Source organism: Hydrogenophaga taeniospiralis CCUG 15921 (assembly GCF_001592305.1).
In the GTDB taxonomy this organism is placed as follows: domain Bacteria; phylum Pseudomonadota; class Gammaproteobacteria; order Burkholderiales; family Burkholderiaceae_C; genus Hydrogenophaga; species Hydrogenophaga taeniospiralis.
This window is the reverse complement of record NZ_BCWR01000011.1, coordinates 1-16,140: the sequence shown is the minus strand read 5'-3', so window position 1 is coordinate 16,140 and position 16,140 is coordinate 1. Positions and strand designations below refer to the sequence as shown.

General features: G+C 67.2%; 13 protein-coding genes and 2 pseudogenes. 7 read left to right on the top strand and 8 right to left on the bottom strand.

Annotated elements, in window-relative coordinates; translation table 11 throughout:
• Position 1: 1 nt before the first annotated feature.
• From HTA01S_RS14295 to HTA01S_RS14265, 7 genes are all read right to left on the bottom strand, one after another.
• Positions 2–1,771: a branched-chain amino acid ABC transporter ATP-binding protein/permease gene (locus HTA01S_RS14295; RefSeq protein WP_068172852.1), complete on the bottom strand. Its 1,770-nt coding sequence runs from the start codon at positions 1,769–1,771 to the stop codon at positions 2–4.
• A gap of 1 nt (position 1,772) precedes the next feature.
• Positions 1,773–2,813, bottom strand: coding sequence for a branched-chain amino acid ABC transporter permease (locus HTA01S_RS14290; protein WP_068172851.1), 1,041 nt, complete (start codon positions 2,811–2,813; stop codon positions 1,773–1,775).
• 236 nt (positions 2,814–3,049) lie between these two features.
• Positions 3,050–4,180 carry an ABC transporter substrate-binding protein gene (locus tag HTA01S_RS14285; RefSeq protein WP_068172848.1) on the bottom strand — a complete coding sequence of 377 codons (1,131 nt, stop codon included), beginning with the start codon at positions 4,178–4,180 and terminating at the stop codon, positions 3,050–3,052.
• A 66-nt stretch (positions 4,181–4,246) separates the two neighbouring features.
• Positions 4,247–4,672, bottom strand: coding sequence for an acyl-CoA thioesterase (locus HTA01S_RS14280; RefSeq protein WP_068172847.1), 426 nt, complete (start codon positions 4,670–4,672; stop codon positions 4,247–4,249).
• Positions 4,672–5,436: an SDR family NAD(P)-dependent oxidoreductase gene (locus tag HTA01S_RS14275; RefSeq protein ID WP_068172842.1), complete on the bottom strand. Its 765-nt coding sequence runs from the start codon at positions 5,434–5,436 to the stop codon at positions 4,672–4,674. Before HTA01S_RS14275 ends, HTA01S_RS14280 begins: the two co-directional genes overlap by 1 nt.
• Before the next feature lie 14 nt (positions 5,437–5,450).
• Entirely contained in the window at positions 5,451–7,328 is a 1,878-nt protein-coding gene (locus tag HTA01S_RS14270) for a feruloyl-CoA synthase (protein ID WP_068172841.1), read from the bottom strand.
• Positions 7,329–7,414: 86 nt separating this feature from the next.
• Positions 7,415–8,200 (bottom strand): crotonase/enoyl-CoA hydratase family protein, encoded by a 786-nt coding sequence (locus tag HTA01S_RS14265; RefSeq protein ID WP_068172839.1) that lies wholly within the window; start codon positions 8,198–8,200, stop codon positions 7,415–7,417.
• Between the two features lie 172 nt (positions 8,201–8,372).
• Between HTA01S_RS14265 and HTA01S_RS26280 the strand changes: the two are divergent.
• The 5 genes and pseudogenes from HTA01S_RS26280 to HTA01S_RS14245 all read left to right on the top strand — a co-directional run.
• Positions 8,373–9,101, top strand: a pseudogene (locus HTA01S_RS26280) (thiolase family protein); the annotation flags it as partial.
• 48 nt (positions 9,102–9,149) lie between these two features.
• Positions 9,150–9,578 carry a hypothetical protein gene (locus tag HTA01S_RS26275; protein ID WP_407656115.1) on the top strand — a complete coding sequence of 143 codons (429 nt, stop codon included), beginning with the start codon at positions 9,150–9,152 and terminating at the stop codon, positions 9,576–9,578.
• 4 nt (positions 9,579–9,582) lie between these two features.
• Complete coding sequence (locus tag HTA01S_RS14255; RefSeq protein ID WP_068172833.1) at positions 9,583–10,815, top strand: thiolase family protein; 1,233 nt, start codon at positions 9,583–9,585, stop codon at positions 10,813–10,815.
• A 157-nt stretch (positions 10,816–10,972) separates the two neighbouring features.
• Entirely contained in the window at positions 10,973–12,538 is a 1,566-nt protein-coding gene (locus HTA01S_RS14250; RefSeq protein ID WP_068172830.1) for an acyl CoA:acetate/3-ketoacid CoA transferase, read from the top strand.
• A 149-nt stretch (positions 12,539–12,687) separates the two neighbouring features.
• Positions 12,688–13,716: a TRAP transporter substrate-binding protein gene (locus HTA01S_RS14245; RefSeq protein ID WP_068172829.1), complete on the top strand. Its 1,029-nt coding sequence runs from the start codon at positions 12,688–12,690 to the stop codon at positions 13,714–13,716.
• 35 nt (positions 13,717–13,751) lie between these two features.
• On the opposite strand, the gene HTA01S_RS14240 is transcribed toward HTA01S_RS14245, so the two are convergent.
• Positions 13,752–14,885, bottom strand: a complete 1,134-nt coding sequence (locus HTA01S_RS14240) for a 5-methyltetrahydropteroyltriglutamate--homocysteine S-methyltransferase (protein WP_068172828.1) — start codon at positions 14,883–14,885, stop codon at positions 13,752–13,754.
• 152 nt (positions 14,886–15,037) lie between these two features.
• On the opposite strand from HTA01S_RS14240, the gene HTA01S_RS14235 reads away from it, so the two are divergent.
• Together HTA01S_RS14235 and HTA01S_RS14230 are read left to right on the top strand one after the other, a co-directional pair.
• A complete protein-coding gene (locus HTA01S_RS14235; protein WP_068172825.1) occupies positions 15,038–15,826 on the top strand; it encodes a GntR family transcriptional regulator in 789 nt (262 codons plus the stop codon).
• A 42-nt stretch (positions 15,827–15,868) separates the two neighbouring features.
• Positions 15,869–16,140, top strand: a pseudogene (locus HTA01S_RS14230) (C4-dicarboxylate ABC transporter); the annotation flags it as partial.

The following is a 16,140-nucleotide window of genomic DNA, read 5'->3' as shown; positions in this document are numbered from 1 at the left end:
TTCAGTGCTCCGTGCCGAGATAGGCCGCGCGGACTTTCGGGTCCTGCTGGATCTGCGCGGGTGGGCCCTGGGTGAGCAGGGTGCCGAACTCCATCACCACCAGGTGGTCGCAGATCTGCATCACCAGGTCCATGTCGTGCTCCACCAGCAGGATGCTCATGCCTTCGCTCTTCAACTGGCGCAGCACGCCGGCCAGGGCCTGCTTCTCCTGGTGGCGCAGACCGGCCGCGGGTTCGTCGAGCAGCAGCAGGGTCGGGTCGGCGCAGAGCGCGCGTGCGATCTCCATCAGCCGCTGCGGGCCCATGGCGAGGTTGCCGGCCTGTTCGTGCAGGTAGTCGCCCATGCCGATGCGTTCGAGCTGGCGCTGCGCCTCGCGGAACAGCTGCTTTTCTTCCGTTCGGTTGGCGCGCAGCATGGCCGTGAGCACGCCCTTGCGTCCGCGGGTGTGCGCGCCCAGCGCCACGTTTTCCAGCACCGTCATGTCGGGGATCATCTTGACGTGCTGGAAGGTGCGTGCCATGCCCAGGCGCGCGATCTCGCGCGAGGGCTTGCCGCTGATGTTGCCACCCTGGAACACCACCTCGCCGCGTGTGGCCCGCAGCACCCCGGTGATGAGGTTGAAGGTGGTGGACTTGCCCGCGCCGTTGGGGCCGATCAGGCCGACGATCTGGCCAGCCTGGATCTGGAAGCTGATGTCGTTCACCGCCACCAGGCCACCGAACTGCATGCGCGCTTTCTTCACGTCGAGCACCAGCTCCCCGGCCGTGGGTTTGGCGCGCTCGGGCAGGGCCTCGGCCTGCGCCCAGTCCACCACGCGGGGCTGGCGCGGCACGCGTTTGCCCACCATGGACCACAGGCCGTCGGGCAGGTACTTCAGCACCACCACCAGGGCAATGCCGAACACGATCACCTCGTAGCTGCCGCTGGTGCCGATCAGCCTGGGCAGCAGCACCTGCAGCTGGTCTTCGAGCACGCGGATCAGGCCGGCGCCGACGATGGCGCCCCACACATGGCCCACGCCGCCGACCACCGCCATGAACAGGTACTCGATGCCCATCTTCAGGCCGAAGGCCGAGGGGTTGACCGTGCGCTGGAAGTGCGCGAGCAGCCAGCCCGCCACGGAGGCGAACAGCGCGGCCAGCACGAAGATGGTGACCTTGTAGCGGAAGGTGCTGATGCCCATGGCCTCGGCCATCTGCGAGCCGCCCTTGAGCGAGCGGATGGCACGGCCCGCGCGCGAGTCCAGCAGGTGTAGCAGGGCCGCGGCGAAGGCCAGCAGGATGGCCCAGGTGAGCACGAAGAAACCACGGCCCTGGCCGATGTCGAAACCGGCGATGGACAGGCTCTGCAGGCCCAGCAGCCCGTCGTACTTGCCCAGCGCGTCCAGGTTGCCCATGAGGTAGTAGAGCGACAGGCCCCAGGCGATGGTGGCCAGTGGCAGGTAGTGGCCCGACATGCGCAGCGTGATCAGGCCCACCAGCAGCGCGCTGGCGGCCGTGAGACCCATGCCGATGAACAGCGTGAGCCAGGGCGAGACGCCGAGGTTGAGCGTGAGCCAGGCCGTGGTGTAGGCCCCGATACCGACGAACGCCGCCTGGCCGAACGAGGTGAGCCCGCCCACGCCGGTGAGCAGCACCAGGCCCATCACCGTCATGCTGTACATGCCGATGTAGTTGAGCTGCGTGATCCAGAAGTCGGGCAGGGGCAGCACCGCGATCAGCGGAATGGCCGCCGCGAGGACCAGCAGACCCATGTTTTGCAAGTTCTTCATGTCAGTGGTCCTCGTCCGAGTGGCCGCTGCGCAGGGAGCGGACGAGCAGTACCGGCAGGATCAGCGTGAACACGATCACTTCCTTGAAGGCGCTGGCCCAGAACGATCCGAACGCCTCGATCACGCCCACGAACAGCGCCGCGACCAGCGCGCCGGGGTAGCTGGAGAGGCCCGCGGCCACGGCGGCCACGAAGCCCTTGAGGCCGATGAGGAAGCCCGAGTCGTAGAACACCGTGGTGGTCGGGCCGATCAGCAGGCCCGAGAGCGCGCCGATGAAGGCCGCCATGGTGAAGGTGAGCTGGCCCGAGGCGTGTGAGGAGATGCCCATGAGGCGTGCGCCCGTGCGGTTGACTGCGGTGGCGCGCAGCGCCTTGCCACGCAGCGAGCGCTCGAAGTACAGCCACAGCAGCACGATCAGCGCGATGGTGGCCAGCGCGGTGATGATGGCCTGGCCCGACAGCATGACGGGGCCGATGTTCAGCCGCAGGTCCCAGAAGCTGGGGTTGCGGAAACCCTCGGCGCCAAAGAACAGCAGGCCCAGGCCGGTCATTGCGAAGTGCACGCCCACCGAAACGATCAGCAGCACCAGCGGCGTGGCGCTCTCCAGCGACTGGTAGGCCACGCGGTAGACCAGCGGGCCGTAGACGGTGACGATGGCCACGCTCAGCACGGCCTGCACGGCCAGCGGAAACTGCTGCGGCGCGGCCCAGATGGCGATGCCAGAGACCACCAGCGGCACGATGAGCGTGCGGCCCGCGGCCTTGAACGCCGTGAGTGCGTTGCGGTGGTGCTGCCAGCGGCTGGAGAGCTCCATGAGCGCGGCCACGCCAGCGAGCAGGAGCAGCAGCCACACGGTGCCCGGCACCTGGCCGGTCTGGAAGATGGCCAGGGTGAGCGCGCCGTAGGCGACGAACTCGCCCTGGGGAATGAAGATGACGCGGGTGACGGTGAACACCAGCACGGTGGCCAGGCCGAGCAAGGCGTACACCGCACCGTTGGTCAAACCGTCCAGCAGAAGAATGCTGGCAATGGAGAAATCCATAAAAGCCCTTAGCGAAAGAAGAAGCGCTCTTGAGACCAGGGACACCGAGGGTCCGGCTCCGCCGGCCCCAGGTGTCGCCCCCCTCCCGCCGTCAGGCGAGAGAGGGGGGGGCGCCGAAGGCGCGCGGGGGGTGTCCTCCCATACCTGCCGGCCCGAGATGCCGTCCCCCCTCCCAGCGCCGAAGGCGCGCCAGAGAGGGGGGAAGCCGCGTCAGCGGCGCAGGGGGGTGATCCGAATCACTCCACTTTGAACTTGCCGTCGACGACCTTGAGCATCACGCCGGTTTCCAGCGTGAAGCCCCAGTGGTCGGCCGCGGTCCAGTTCATCACGCCGTGCGAGAAGACCGTGCGGCCCATGGTTTCCATGCCGTCGCGGATGGCGGCGCGGAACTCGGGTGTACCCGGCTTGGCCTTCTTGAGCGCCACGGGGATCACCTTCTCCAGCGTGATCTGCGCGTCGTAGGCGTGGCCCGCGAACTGGTTGCGCAGGCCGGCGCCCACGGCCTTTTCATACTTCTGCACGAAGTCCACGGCAACCGCCTTGGACGGGTGGCTGTCGGGCAACTGCTCGGCGATCACGGCCGGGCCGGAGACCACGAAAGCGCCTTCCACGGCCTTGCCGCCCACGCGCATCAGGTCTTGCGTGGCCGCGGCGTGGGTCTGGTAGATCTTGCCCTTGAAGCCACGGTCCACCATGGCCATGTGGGGCATGGCCGCGCCGCTGCCCGAGGCCACGATCAGCACCGCGTCGGGGTTGGCGGCGTTGATCTTGAGCGCCTGCGGGGTCACGCTGGTGTCGGTGCGGGCGAAGCGCTCGGTGGCAACGATCTTGATGCCAGCCTTGTCCAGCAGCGGGCCGATTTCCTTCAGCCACTGCTCGCCATAGGCATCGGTGTAGCCCAGGAAGCCGATGGTCTTCACGCCCTGCTTCTTCATGTGTTCCACCACGGCGTGGCCCATCACGGTGTTGGACTGGGGCAGGCGGAACACCCATTTGTCCTTGCCGGGCGGCAGGCCCACGGGCGAGCCGGCCAGCTGCACCGTGCCGGCTTCGGTGGCGATGTCGCTCATGGCGGCGGCCACGGCGGTGATGCACGAGCCGATGATCATGTCCACCTTGTCTTCGGTGACGAAGCGGCGCGCGTTGGCCGCACCCTTGCCGGGGTCGGTGGCGTCGTCCAGGACGATCAGGTTGACCTTTTCACCCGCGATGGTCTTGGGGAACAGCTTGAACTGGTTCTGCATCGGGATGCCCAGGCCGGAGCCCGGCCCGGTGAGCGCCAGGCTCACGCCGATGTTGATGTCCGCCTGCGCGGCGCCCGCCAGGGTGGTGATGGCCAGGGCGACCAGGGTCTTGACGTTTTTCATGGGATGTCTCCTCGTTGAGGGTGGTTTGGGGGTTCGGGGAAAGGGCAGGGAAAGCTTGTTGTTGTTTTATGCGTCGCAGCACAGCGCCCGGATGTCCGCCGGCACCGGGATGGCCTGGATGCGGTCGGGTTCGCCGGGCGGGTGGACCACGAAGGCGCGGGTTTCGCTGCCTTCGCAGAGCACTCTGTCATCGCGGTAGATGACGTGTTGTTGGGTGAAGACCTTGGCGCGCCATTCGCTCACATGGGTGCGGACCCGCAGGCGGTCCCCATACGAGGCCGGATGGAAGAAGCGGCTGCGCACCTCCAGCAGAGGCGTGCCCACGATGCCGCGCGTGCGGATCAGCTCGCGCCAGGGCGGCACGCCACACTGGCGAAAAAAATTCAACGACGATGCGTCCATCCACTTCGAGAAGTTCGGGTAGAAGACGATGCCCGCGGGATCGCAGTCACCGAACATCACCTCGACTTCGTAGACGACGGTCTTGGACATCAGCGTGGTGCCATCCGGAGTGCGCCGTCCAGGCGGATCACTTCGCCGTTGAGGTGGCCGTTGGTCACGATGTGCGCGGCCAGTTGCGCGAATTCTTCGGGCTTGCCCAGGCGCGAGGGGAACGGGATCGACGCGGCCAGCGACTGCTGCACCGCCTCCGGCAGCTGCTTCATCAGCGGCGTGGCGAACAGGCCGGGCGCCACGGTGCACACGCGGATGCCGTGCTGCGCCAGATCGCGCGCCATGGGCAACGTCATGCCGACCAGGCCGCCCTTGGAGGCGCTGTAGGCCTGCTGGCCCACCTGGCCGTCGAAGGCCGCCACCGAGGCGGTGAACATCATCACGCCGCGCTCGCCGTCTTCCAGGGGCGGGAGCTTCACGCACTCGGCGGCAAACAGGCGGCTGATGTTGTAGCTGCCGATCAGGTTGACGTTGATCACCTTGGCGAAGTCTTCCAGCGGCGCGGCGTTGCCGTCCTTGCCGACGATGCGCTTGGCGGTGCCGATGCCGGCGATGTTCATCAGGATGCGCGCCGGGCCGTGGGCCGCGGCCGCCTTGGCGATGGCGGCGGTCACGCTCTCGGTGTTGGTGATGTCGCAGGCGCAGGCCACGCCGCCGATCTCGGCCGCCACTTTCTCGGCCAGCGCGGTGTTGACGTCGAGCACGGCGACCTTGGCGCCCTGGCGGGCCAGCTCGCGCGCGACGGCTTCGCCCAGGCCGGAGGCGCCGCCGGTGACGAGTGCTGCGTGTCCTTGGATGTTCATGGTGGTGTTCGCTTTCAGGCTTGGGGTTTGATGATGTTCGGGGCGGTGTCGTCGTGCAGGGCCTGCACCAGCGCGTCGCGGTGTTTGAGCACCATGCGCTGGTTGATCGAACCCTTGTCGGTGATCTCGCCCAGGTCGATGGACGGGGGCTCGGCCAGCACGATGGCGCGCGCGATGCGCGTGGCGCTGCCGGTGGAGGTCTTGGCCAGCTCGGTGATGACGTACTGGAAGTGTTCCTTCACGTACGGGTCGTCCAGCACCTCGGCCATGGGCGCGCCGGCGGGCAGGCCGCTCAGTTTGCGCACGTGCTGGGTCGGGAAGATCATCGCGCCCACTTCCTTGAGGTTCAGGCCGGTGAGCACCACGTCCTGCACATAGGGGGCGCCCGCGGCGATCACCTTGGCGCGCATCGGGCCCACGCTCACGAAGGTGCCGGTGCTGAGCTTGAAGTCTTCGGCGATGCGGCCGTCGAAACGCAGGCCCTTGTGGATGTTGTCGGGGTCGATCCAGGTCACGGCGTCGCCGCTGCAGAAGAAGCCTTCTTCGTCAAAGGCCTCCTGCGTGGCCTCCGGGCTGCGCCAGTAGCCGGGGGTCACGTTCGGCCCCTTGTAGCGCACCTCGATCTTGCCGTCCATGTCCACCAGCTTGATCTCCAGCCCAGGTGTGGGCACGCCCAGGTCGCCGGCCTTGACGTCGGCGCTGTTGACGGAGAGCGCGAACGGGCCGGACTCGGTCATGCCCAGGCCGGTGCACATCACGATGCGCTCGCCGATCTCGCGCTCCTGGCATTCGTGCAGCGCGTCCCAGATCGGTTGCGACAAGGCGGCCGCGGCGTAGAAGAACATGCGCACGCGGCTGAGCAGGTTCCTGCGCAGCACGTCGTCGGTCTTCATCACGTCGGCGATCACCTCGAAGCCGGTGGGCACGTTGAAGTACACGGTGGGCGCGATCTCGCGCAGGTTGCGCAGGGTCTCGCCCATGAGCGCGGGCACTGGCTTGCCATCGTCGATGTAGAGCGTGCCGCCGTTGTAGAGCACCATGCCGAAGTTGTGGTTGCCGCCGAAGGTGTGGTTCCAGGGCAGCCAGTCCACCAGCACCAGGGGCTCCAGCGTCAGCGGCGTCATGGACTGGCGCATCTGCTGCTGGTTGGCGCACCACATGCGGTGCGTGTTGATCACCGCCTTGGGCATCTTGGTGGAACCCGAGGTGAACAGGAACTTGGCGATGGTGTCCGGGCTGACGCGGGCGTGGGCCTCGTCCACCGCGGCGGTGGGCTCGGTGGCCAGCAGCTCTTCGAACGACAGCAGTTCGCCCGCGGGCCGGCTGTAGCCGCCCAGGTTCGTCAGCACCACGGCGCAGTCGGCCGGCACGGCGGCGTTGAGCGCCTTGGCGAAGCGCGCACCATCGCTGGCGAACACCAGGCCCGGGGTGAGCGTGCTCATCACGTGCTTGAGCTTGCCGTGGTCGGTGCTGACGATGGAATAGGCCGGCGAGGTGGAGCAGTAGGGCACGCCCACATACAGGCAGGCCAGCGAGAGCAGGGCGTGCTCCAGGTCGTTTTCGCTCAGGATCACCACCGGGCGCTCGGCGTTGAGGCCGCGGTCCAGCAGCGCCTGGCCGATGCGGCGCGCGCCGTCGAGCGCCTGCGCGAAGCTCAGGTGCTGCCAGTCGCCGGCCGTGCCGTCGGCGTGGCGCACGCGGCGCGCGAACAGCGTGCGCTCGGGCGCGGTTTTCGCCCAGTGCGCCAGGCGCTCGCCCATGGTGCGGGCGTAGGGCTGCAGCTCGGGCTCGCCGCGCATGTAGCGCACACCGCTGCTGCCTTCGCGCACCACCACACGGGGCACGCCGAACTCCATGGGCCGGTATTTGTGCTGAGGGGTCTCGGTGTTCATGTCTTGTCTCCGGATCGTTGTGGTGGCATTCGGCCCTGGTTGGGGGCCTGGCCCGCTCGCGCAGGCGCTGGGTCGGGCGGGCAGGCTCAGCCTTTTTGCACCTTGTTGGCGCGGCCTTCCAGGAAGGCCTTCACGCGCTCCTTGGCCTCGGGCGCGGACTGCGCGATGGCGGCCATCAGCGCTTCGGTCATCAGGCCGTGGTCGGCGCTCTGCTCGGCAATGCGCGGCAGCACGTGGGTGAGCGCGAAGTTGGTGGTGGGCGCGTTCTGCGCGATCTTCTCCGCCAGTTCTATCGCCTTGTTCAGCGCCTGGCCCGCCGGGACCAGGTACTGCGCGAAGCCGGCGCGTTCGCCATCCTGCGCGTTGTAGACGCGGCCGGTCAACATCATGTCGGTCATGCGCGCCACGCCCACCAGGCGCGGCACCCGCACCGAGCCGCCGCCGCCCACGAAGATGCCGCGCGAGCCTTCGGGCAGAGCGTAGAAGGCGGATTCGTCGGCCACCCGGATGTGGGTGGCGCTGGCCAGCTCCAGGCCGCCGCCCACCACCGCGCCGTGCAGCGCCGCGATCACCGGCACCGGGCCGAACTGCACCGCGTCGAGCGCCTTGTGCCACATGCGCGAGTGGTGCATGCCTTGCACCGCGTCGCGCTCGCTGAGTTCGCTCAGGTCGAGCCCGGCGCAGAAGTGTTCGCCTTCGCCTTCGATCACGGCGGCCTTGACCTCGGGGCCGAAGCCTTCGAAGACGTTGCGCAGGCTCAGGACCAGGCCGTCGTTGATGGCGTTTCGCTTGGCCGGGCGGGTGAGCCGGATGATCGCCACGGCGCCCCGGATTTCAAGTGAGAGGTCGGCGGAAATGGCGGTGATCGACATGGAGGTTCCTTGCTCAAACGAAAATATCTGGTTATAGTTTATAACCAAACATCGGACCCCACAACACACAAACCGGTCGTTTTCCCCAGGACTAGGGTTTGTCCTAGGTCGCTGTTTCAGACCCACCTTCAGTGGGCCATTTCCATTCCAATCCACACAGGAGACAAGCCGGATGCAAGCCTTCATTCCCTACGGTATCTACTGGTCCACGCCCTTCGCCAAATGGCAGGGATCGCTGGCCCACATGAACGCCCTGCCGCTGGCCGCCGCGGTGGGCAAGCAGGCGCTGGCCGCGCGCGGTTTCGACATGGCGCAGATCGACCTGGGCCTGCTGGGCATGACCAACCCGCAGAAGGGCAGCTTCTACGGCCTGCCCTATGTGACCGGCCTGATGGGCATCGACCGCGTGGCCGGCCCCACGGTACAGCAGGCCTGCGCCACCAGCGTGCGCGCGCTGCAGATGGCTGCGCAGGAAGTGGTCTGTGGCACGGCGCAATGCGCGCTGCTGGTGATGGCGGACCGCCAGTCCAACGGGCCGGTGGTGTACTACCCCGACCCCTCGGGCACGGGCGGCTACGGCATCACCGAACACTGGGTGCCCGACAACATGGGCCACGACCCCTACGCGAAGAACCCGATGCTGCAGACCGGCGAGAACGTGGCCGCGCGCTACGGCATCAGCACCGCCGAACAGCACGAGCTCAAGCTGCACCGCTACCACCAGTACCTGGACGCGCTGGCGAGCGACCGCGCTTTCCAGAAACGCTACATGGTGGACGCGCCGCTGTCCGACTCGAAGTTCCGCAAGCAGACCGGTGCGCTCGGGGTGGACGAGGGCATCTTCCCCACCACGGCCGAGGGCCTGGCCCGGCTCAAGCCGGTGAAAGAGGGGGGCACCATCACCTTCGGTGGCCAGACCCACCCGGCCGACGGCAACGCCGGCGCCATCGTGACCACCCGCGAGCGGGCCCGCGCGGTGGCCACCGACCCGGGCATCGAGGTGGAGATCCTCGGTTTCGGCATGTCGCGGGTCGAACCCGGTTTCATGCCCATGGCGCCGTCGCCTGCGGCGATCAACGCCATGAAGAACGCCGGCCTGGAGATCGGCGGCATCGACGTCATCAAGACCCACAACCCCTTTGCCGTGAACGACATCGCGCTGGCGCGCGACACCGGCTTTGCCTGGCAGAAGATGAACAACTATGGCAGCTCCATCATCTGGGGCCACCCGCAGGCGCCCACGGGCATGCGCGCCATCATCGAGATGATCGAAGAGCTGGTGCTGCGTGGCGGCGGTGTGGGCCTGTTCACCGGCTGCGCCGCGGGCGACAGCGGCTACGCCACCGTGATCCGCGTGACCGACAGCCGAAAGGGTTGATGCCATGAAACACTTCTCCGCCCGTTTCTCCAACGCCTGGCTGCTCGATGGCGTGCGCACGCCCCTGGTGGATTACTGCGGCGCCCTAGGGGCGATCTCGCCCACCGACATGGGCATCAAGGTGGCGCGCGCCGTGATCCAGCGCGCCGGTGTGGCCGCCAGCGACGTGGATTCGGTGATCACCGGTTCCATGGCGCAGGCCGATTTCGACGCCTTCGTGCTGCCGCGCCACATCGGCCTGTACGCGGGCGTGCCCATGGCGGTGCCGGCGATCCTGGCGCAGCGCATCTGCGGCACCGGCTTCGAGCTGTTCCGCCAGGCGGCCGATCAGATCGCGCTGGGCTACGCCGAGCTGGCCCTGGTGGTCGGCACCGAGTCCATGACGCGCAACCCGATCGCCGCCTACACCCACCGCAGCGGCTTCAAACTGGGCGCGCCGGTGGAGTTCAAGGACTTCCTGGTCGAGGCGCTGAACGACACCGCCGGCCCGATCACCATGATCGAGACCGCCGAGAACCTGGCCAAGCAATACGGCATCAGCCGCGCCGACGTGGACACCTTTGCCGCGCAGTCGTTCGAACGTGCGCTCAAGGCCCAGGCCGACGGTTTTCATGCGGGCGAGATCGTGCCGGTGGTCAACGAAGACTTCGCGCTCGACGGCTACCACACGCGCGGCATCCGCCTGCCGCGCAAGGTGGACCAAGTGGCCCACGACACCCATCCCCGGCCCTCGCCGGTGGAAACCCTGGCCAAGCTGCGGCCCGTGTACGCCGGAGGTGTGCAGACGGCGGGCAACAGTTCCGCGCTGGTGGACGGCGCCGTGGGCGCCCTGGTGGCCAGCGATGCCTACGTGAAGCGCAATGGCCTGAAGCCGCTGGCCCGCCTGGTGGGTGCCGCCGCGGTGGGCGTGCCGCCCGAGATCATGGGCATCGGCCCGGCGCCTGCCATCCGCGCGCTGCTGGAGCGCTGCGAGCTCACGCTGGACGACATCGGCCTGTTCGAGATCAACGAGGCCCAGGGCGCGCAGACCCTGGCGGTGGAGCGTGAACTCGGGCTGGACCGCGACAAACTCAACGTGAACGGCGGCGCCATCGCGCTGGGCCACCCGCTGGCCGCCACCGGCGTGCGCCTGACCGTGACGCTGGCGCGCGAGCTGAAGCGCCGGGGGCTGCGATACGGTATTTCGTCGGCCTGTGTGGGGGGTGGGCAGGGGATGGCGCTGCTGATTGAGGTGTAACCCCCCGCCGCGCTTCGCGCGTCCCCCCTGGAAGGGGGGCGCTGCCTTGGACCGGCGGAGCCGGATCCTTGGCAGCCCTGGGTTGGGGGCTTGGCGCTCCGGTACTGTTTGTTTTTTTCGAATCCGTTTTTCTCGAACCTGTTTTTTGGAGTCATCCATGAAAGTCATCACCGCCGACGAAGCCGGCGCCCTCATTGCCGACGACGCCACGATCTTTCTGGGTGGTCTGGCCGTCACCAGCCTGCCGGAAGAGGTGTTGCAGGGCGTGGAGCGCACGTTCCTCAACACCGGGCATCCGCGCAACCTGACCACCTGGGCTTGTGGCGCGGTGGGCAATTCGGGCGAGGCGGGCATGAAGCACTTCGCGCACGCGGGCATGATCAAGCGTGTGATCGCGGGTCACTTCGGCCAGACCGGCAAGGAGATGATGAAGATGGTGTTCGACGGTGAGGTCGAGGCCTACAACTTCCCGCAAGGCTCGCTCTCCCACCTCACGCGCCAGATTGCCAACCGTTCGCCCGGCCTGCTGACCCAGGTGGGCCTGGGCACCTTTGTGGACCCGCGCCTGGAGGGCGGCAAGATGAACAGCCGCTCCACCGAGGATCTGGTCAAGCTGGTGGAGTTCGAGGGCCAGGAATGGCTGTACTACGCCCCGCCCAAGATCGACGTGGCCATCATCCGCGGCACGCTGGCCGACGAGCGCGGCAACATCACGCTGGACAAGGAAGGCATGCTGCTGGAGCAGCTCTCCATCGCACAGGCGGCCAAGCGCTGGGGCGGCATCGTGATCTGCCAGGTGGAAGCGGTGGTCAGAGCCGGCAGCCTGCACCCCAAGGCGGTCAAGGTGCCGGGCCTGCTGGTGGACTATGTGGTGATCGGCAAGCCCGAGAACCACATGCAGTCCATCGCGACCCAGTTCAACCCCGCGCTGTGCGGTGACATCAAGGTGCCCACCGGCAGCCTGGTGCCCATGCCGCTGGACGAGCGCAAGGTGATCGCGCGGCGCGCGGCCATGGAGGTCACGCCCGGCGCCATCACCAACCTGGGCATCGGCATTCCCGCCGGCATTCCCACCGTGGCGGCGGAAGAGGGCGTGTCCGATCTGCTCACGCTGTCCATCGAATCGGGCGTGAACGGCGGCATCCCCGCGCAACTGGGCGACTTCGGCCTGGCCTACAACGCCGAGTCCATCATCGAGCAGAGTTCCCAGTTCGATTTCTACGATGGCGGCGGGCTCGACGCCAGTTTCCTCGGCCTGGCGCAGACCGACGTGCACGGCAACGTCAACGTCAGCAAGTTCAATGGGCGCCCGGTGGGTTGCGGCGGTTTCGTCAACATCACGCGTTCGACGAAGAAGCTGGTGTTCTGCGGCAGCTTCACCGCCGGTGGGCTGGACGTGACGGTGGGCGACGGCAAGCTCACCATCGTCAAGGAAGGCAAGGCCCGCAAGTTCATCGAGCAGGTGGAGCAGATCACCTTCAACGGCCACGACGCCGCGCTGCGCGAGCAGCAGGTGGTGTTCATCACCGAGCGCGCGGTGTTCCGCCTGCGCGAGGAGGGCCTGGAGCTGACCGAGATCGCGCCCGGCGTGGATCTGGAGCGCGATGTGCTGGCCCACATGGCCTTCAAGCCCATCATCAAGGACCTGAAGACCATGGACCCGGGCATCTTCAGCGAGCGCTGGGGTGGCCTGCATCGCCTCTTTGCGAACCACGCACGCTGACACCGCACCGGTGCCTTTGCTCGCGGGTTAGGGGTAAGTCCTAGGCAGTCAGCGCCAGCATTGTTATGGAAAATAACGATAAGCGGCGCTCCTGACCGAGCCGCCAACCCTCATCCGGCCCGCGAGCAGGCCATCAACCGGAGACTTTCATGCGATCCTGGACATTCAAAGTGGCGGCGCTGGCCCTGGCGGCTTCGGCCAGTATGAGCGCATTTGCGCAGGAAGTCACCCTGCGCCTGCACCAGTTCCTGCCCCCGCAAGGCACGGTGCCTTCCAAGGCTTTGACGCCCTGGGCCAAGAAGATCGAAGAAGAATCCAAGGGCCGCATCAAGATCCAGATGTACAGCTCGATGCAGCTGGGCGGCACGCCCCCGCAGCTGTTCGACCAGGCGCGGGATGGTGTGGTCGACATCGTCTGGACCCTGCAGGGCTACACCCCCGGACGTTTCCCCAAGACGGAAGTGTTCGAGCTGCCCTTCATCGCCGGCCTGTCGGCCGAAAAGACCTCGCGTGCGCTCTGGGAATACGTCCAGAAAAACGCGATGGACGAGTACAAGGACGTGCACGTGCTGGCCTTCCACACCCACGGCCCAGGCCTGTTCCACACCAAGCAGCCGGTGGTCGGTCTGGAGAGCCTGCGTGGGATGAAGATCCGCGGCGGCACGCGGGTGGTCAACAACATGCTGGTCAAGCTGGGCGCCACGCCCGTGGGCATGCCGGTGCCGGCCGTGACCGAGGCGCTGTCGAAAGGTGTGCTGGATGGCACCACCATTCCCTGGGAAGTGGCGCCGGCCCTGAAGGTACAGGAGCTGGTGAAGAACCACACCACGTTTGCCGGGGACCGCGCGCTGTACGTCACCACCTTCGTGGTGGCCATGAACAAGGCGTCCTACAACAAGTTGCCGGCCGACCTGAAGAAGATCATCGACGACAACTCGGGCGCCGAGTTCAGCGCCCAGATCGCACGCACGCAGGATGTGGGCGACAAGGTCGGGCGTGATCTGGCGGTGAAGGCGGGCAACAAGATCAGCGAACTGGAACTGGCGGAAGTCCAGCGCTGGCGCCGCACCGCCAGCACGGTGGAATCCGACTGGCTCAAGGACATGCAGGCCAAGAACATCGACGGCAGCAAGCTGGTGAGCGAGGCCAAGGCCCTGATCTCGAAGTACGAGAAGTGACACCCTGCGCCGCATCGCGGCGCAGGAGCGGAGGGTCAGGCGCTTCCCCAGACTTCCCTGGCCGTCTCCACCACCAGCGCCAGCTTGCGGCGCTGGTCTTCCATGGCGATGTTGTTGCCGTGCACGGTGCTGGAGAAGCCGCACTGCGGTGACAGGCACAGCTGCTCCAGAGGGGCGTACTGCGCGGCTTCTTCGATGCGGCGCTTCAGGTCGTCCTTGCGTTCGAGCTGGCCGAACTTGGTGGTGACCAGGCCCAGCACCACGGTCTTGCCCGGTTTGAGGAAACGCAGCGGACGGAAATCGCCCGAGCGGTCGTCGTCGTACTCCATGAAGTAGGCGTCCAGGTTCATTTCCGACAGCAGTGCCTCGGCGACCGGCTCGTAGTTGCCGGCGGCCGCGTGGGTGCTCTTGAAGTTGCCGCGGCACAGGTGCATGGCCAGCGTCATGCCGGCGGGCTTGTGCGCCACCACCTTGTTGATGAACCACGCGTAGCGGTGCGGCAGTTCGTTGGGGTCGTCGCCGCGCTGGCGGGCGGCCTCGCGCATTTTCTCGTCGCAGAGATACGCCATGTTGGTGTCGTCCATCTGCACGTAGGTGCAGCCCGCGTCGGCCAGACTCTGCAGCTCCTGGCCATAGGCCCTGGCCACGTCGTCGTAGAACACCGGGTCGAGTTCGGGATAGGCCTCTTTGCTGATGCCGGCGCGCCCGCCACGGAAGTGCAGCATGGTGGGCGAGGGGATGGTCACCTTGGGCGTGAGCGCGGGCAGGCCCAGCGCGGCCACCTGGCCTTTCAGGTACTGGAAGTCGGCCAGCTGGATGTTTTTCGCGTGGCGCACCTTGTCGATCACGCGGATCACCGGCGGCGCGAGTTCTTCGCTGCCATCGGGCCGCACGATGGTGACCGGGATGTCGGTCTTCACGCCGCCGAGCTGTTCAAGAAAGTCGATGTGGAAATAGGTGCGTCGGAACTCACCGTCGGTGATGGACTGCAGGCCCACGTCGGCCTGGAACTTCACGATCTCGGTGATGGCGCGGTCTTCCACCTCGCGCAGCTGGGCCGGCGTGATCTCGCCTTTGGCCTTGCGCTCGCGCGCCTCGAGCAGGTAGGCGGGGCGCAGAAAACTGCCGACGTGGTCGGCGCGGAAGGGCGGACGGGTGCGCAGGGTCATGGTGTCTCCGGTGGTTGTAGGGATGGCCGGGTGGCGAAAAATGATGGTACTCCGCACATGGCTGTCATGAATGAATACAGCGCGTCATGGATTACCCTGATTTGCCCCCGTTTTTCATCAAAAAACGCATTTCCTGTATACATTCTGTATCCATGAACATGGATGCTGTGGACCTGTCTGAACCGCCCGCCGGGGTGGTGGCCAGTGGCGAAAGTGCGCAGGTGCGCGCCCTGCTGCAGCTGCGTGAGCTCATCCTGTCGGGTGAGTTGCAGGGCGGCACCCGCATCGCCGAGCTGGCGATCGTCGAGCGCCTGGGCATGTCGCGCACGCCGATCCGTGCGGCCCTGGCGCGGCTGGAGCAGGAAGGCCTGCTCCAGGCCCTACCCGCCGGTGGGTATGTGGTGCAGAGTTTTTCCGAGCGCGACGTGGCCGATGCCATCGAGCTGCGTGGCACCCTCGAAGGCCTGCTGGTGCGGCTGGCGGCCGAGCGCGGTGCGCCGGCGGTGGTGCTGGCCGAGGCCCGGGCCTGCCTGGCCCGCATCGATGCGGTGCTGGCGGTGTCCAGCCTCAGCGACGAAGGCTTTTCGGCCTACGTGGCGCTCAACAGCCAGTTCCACACCCTGCTGTACGAGCTGGCCGACAGCCCGACCATTTCGCGCCAGCTGGAGCGCGCGGCCAGCTTGCCGTTTGCCTCGCCCTCGGGTTTCGTGCTGCTGCAGGCCCATTCCTCCCGCGCGCGCGACATGCTGGCGGTGGCGCAGGACCAGCACCACCAGGTGCTCGACGCGATCGAACAGCGCGAGGGCGCGCGGGCCGAGGCCATCATGCGTGAGCACTCGCGGCTGGCCCGGCGCAACCTCACCGAGGTGCTCGCGGCGCACCCGTCGGAGTCCTGGCCGGCGGCCATGCCGGCGATGAAGCTCATCCGGCGTCGGCGCTGACGGCCGATCACCGATCCGATTTTTCAACCACAGGAGACAAGCATGACCCCCATGAAACGCCGGACCGCGCTGGCCGTTCTCGGCGCCGCAGCGAGCACCCTGCTGGCCGGGCACGCCACGGCCCAGCAGACCGTGACCCTGCGGCTGCACCAGATGCTGCCCCCGCAGGCCACGATTCCCGCCAAGGCCATCGTGCCTTGGGCCCAGAAAGTGGAGGCCGAGTCCGGCGGCCGCATCAAGGTGCAGCTGTTCCATGCCATGCAGCTGGGCGGAGCGCCACCGCAGTTGTTCGACCAGGCGCGCGACGGCGTGGT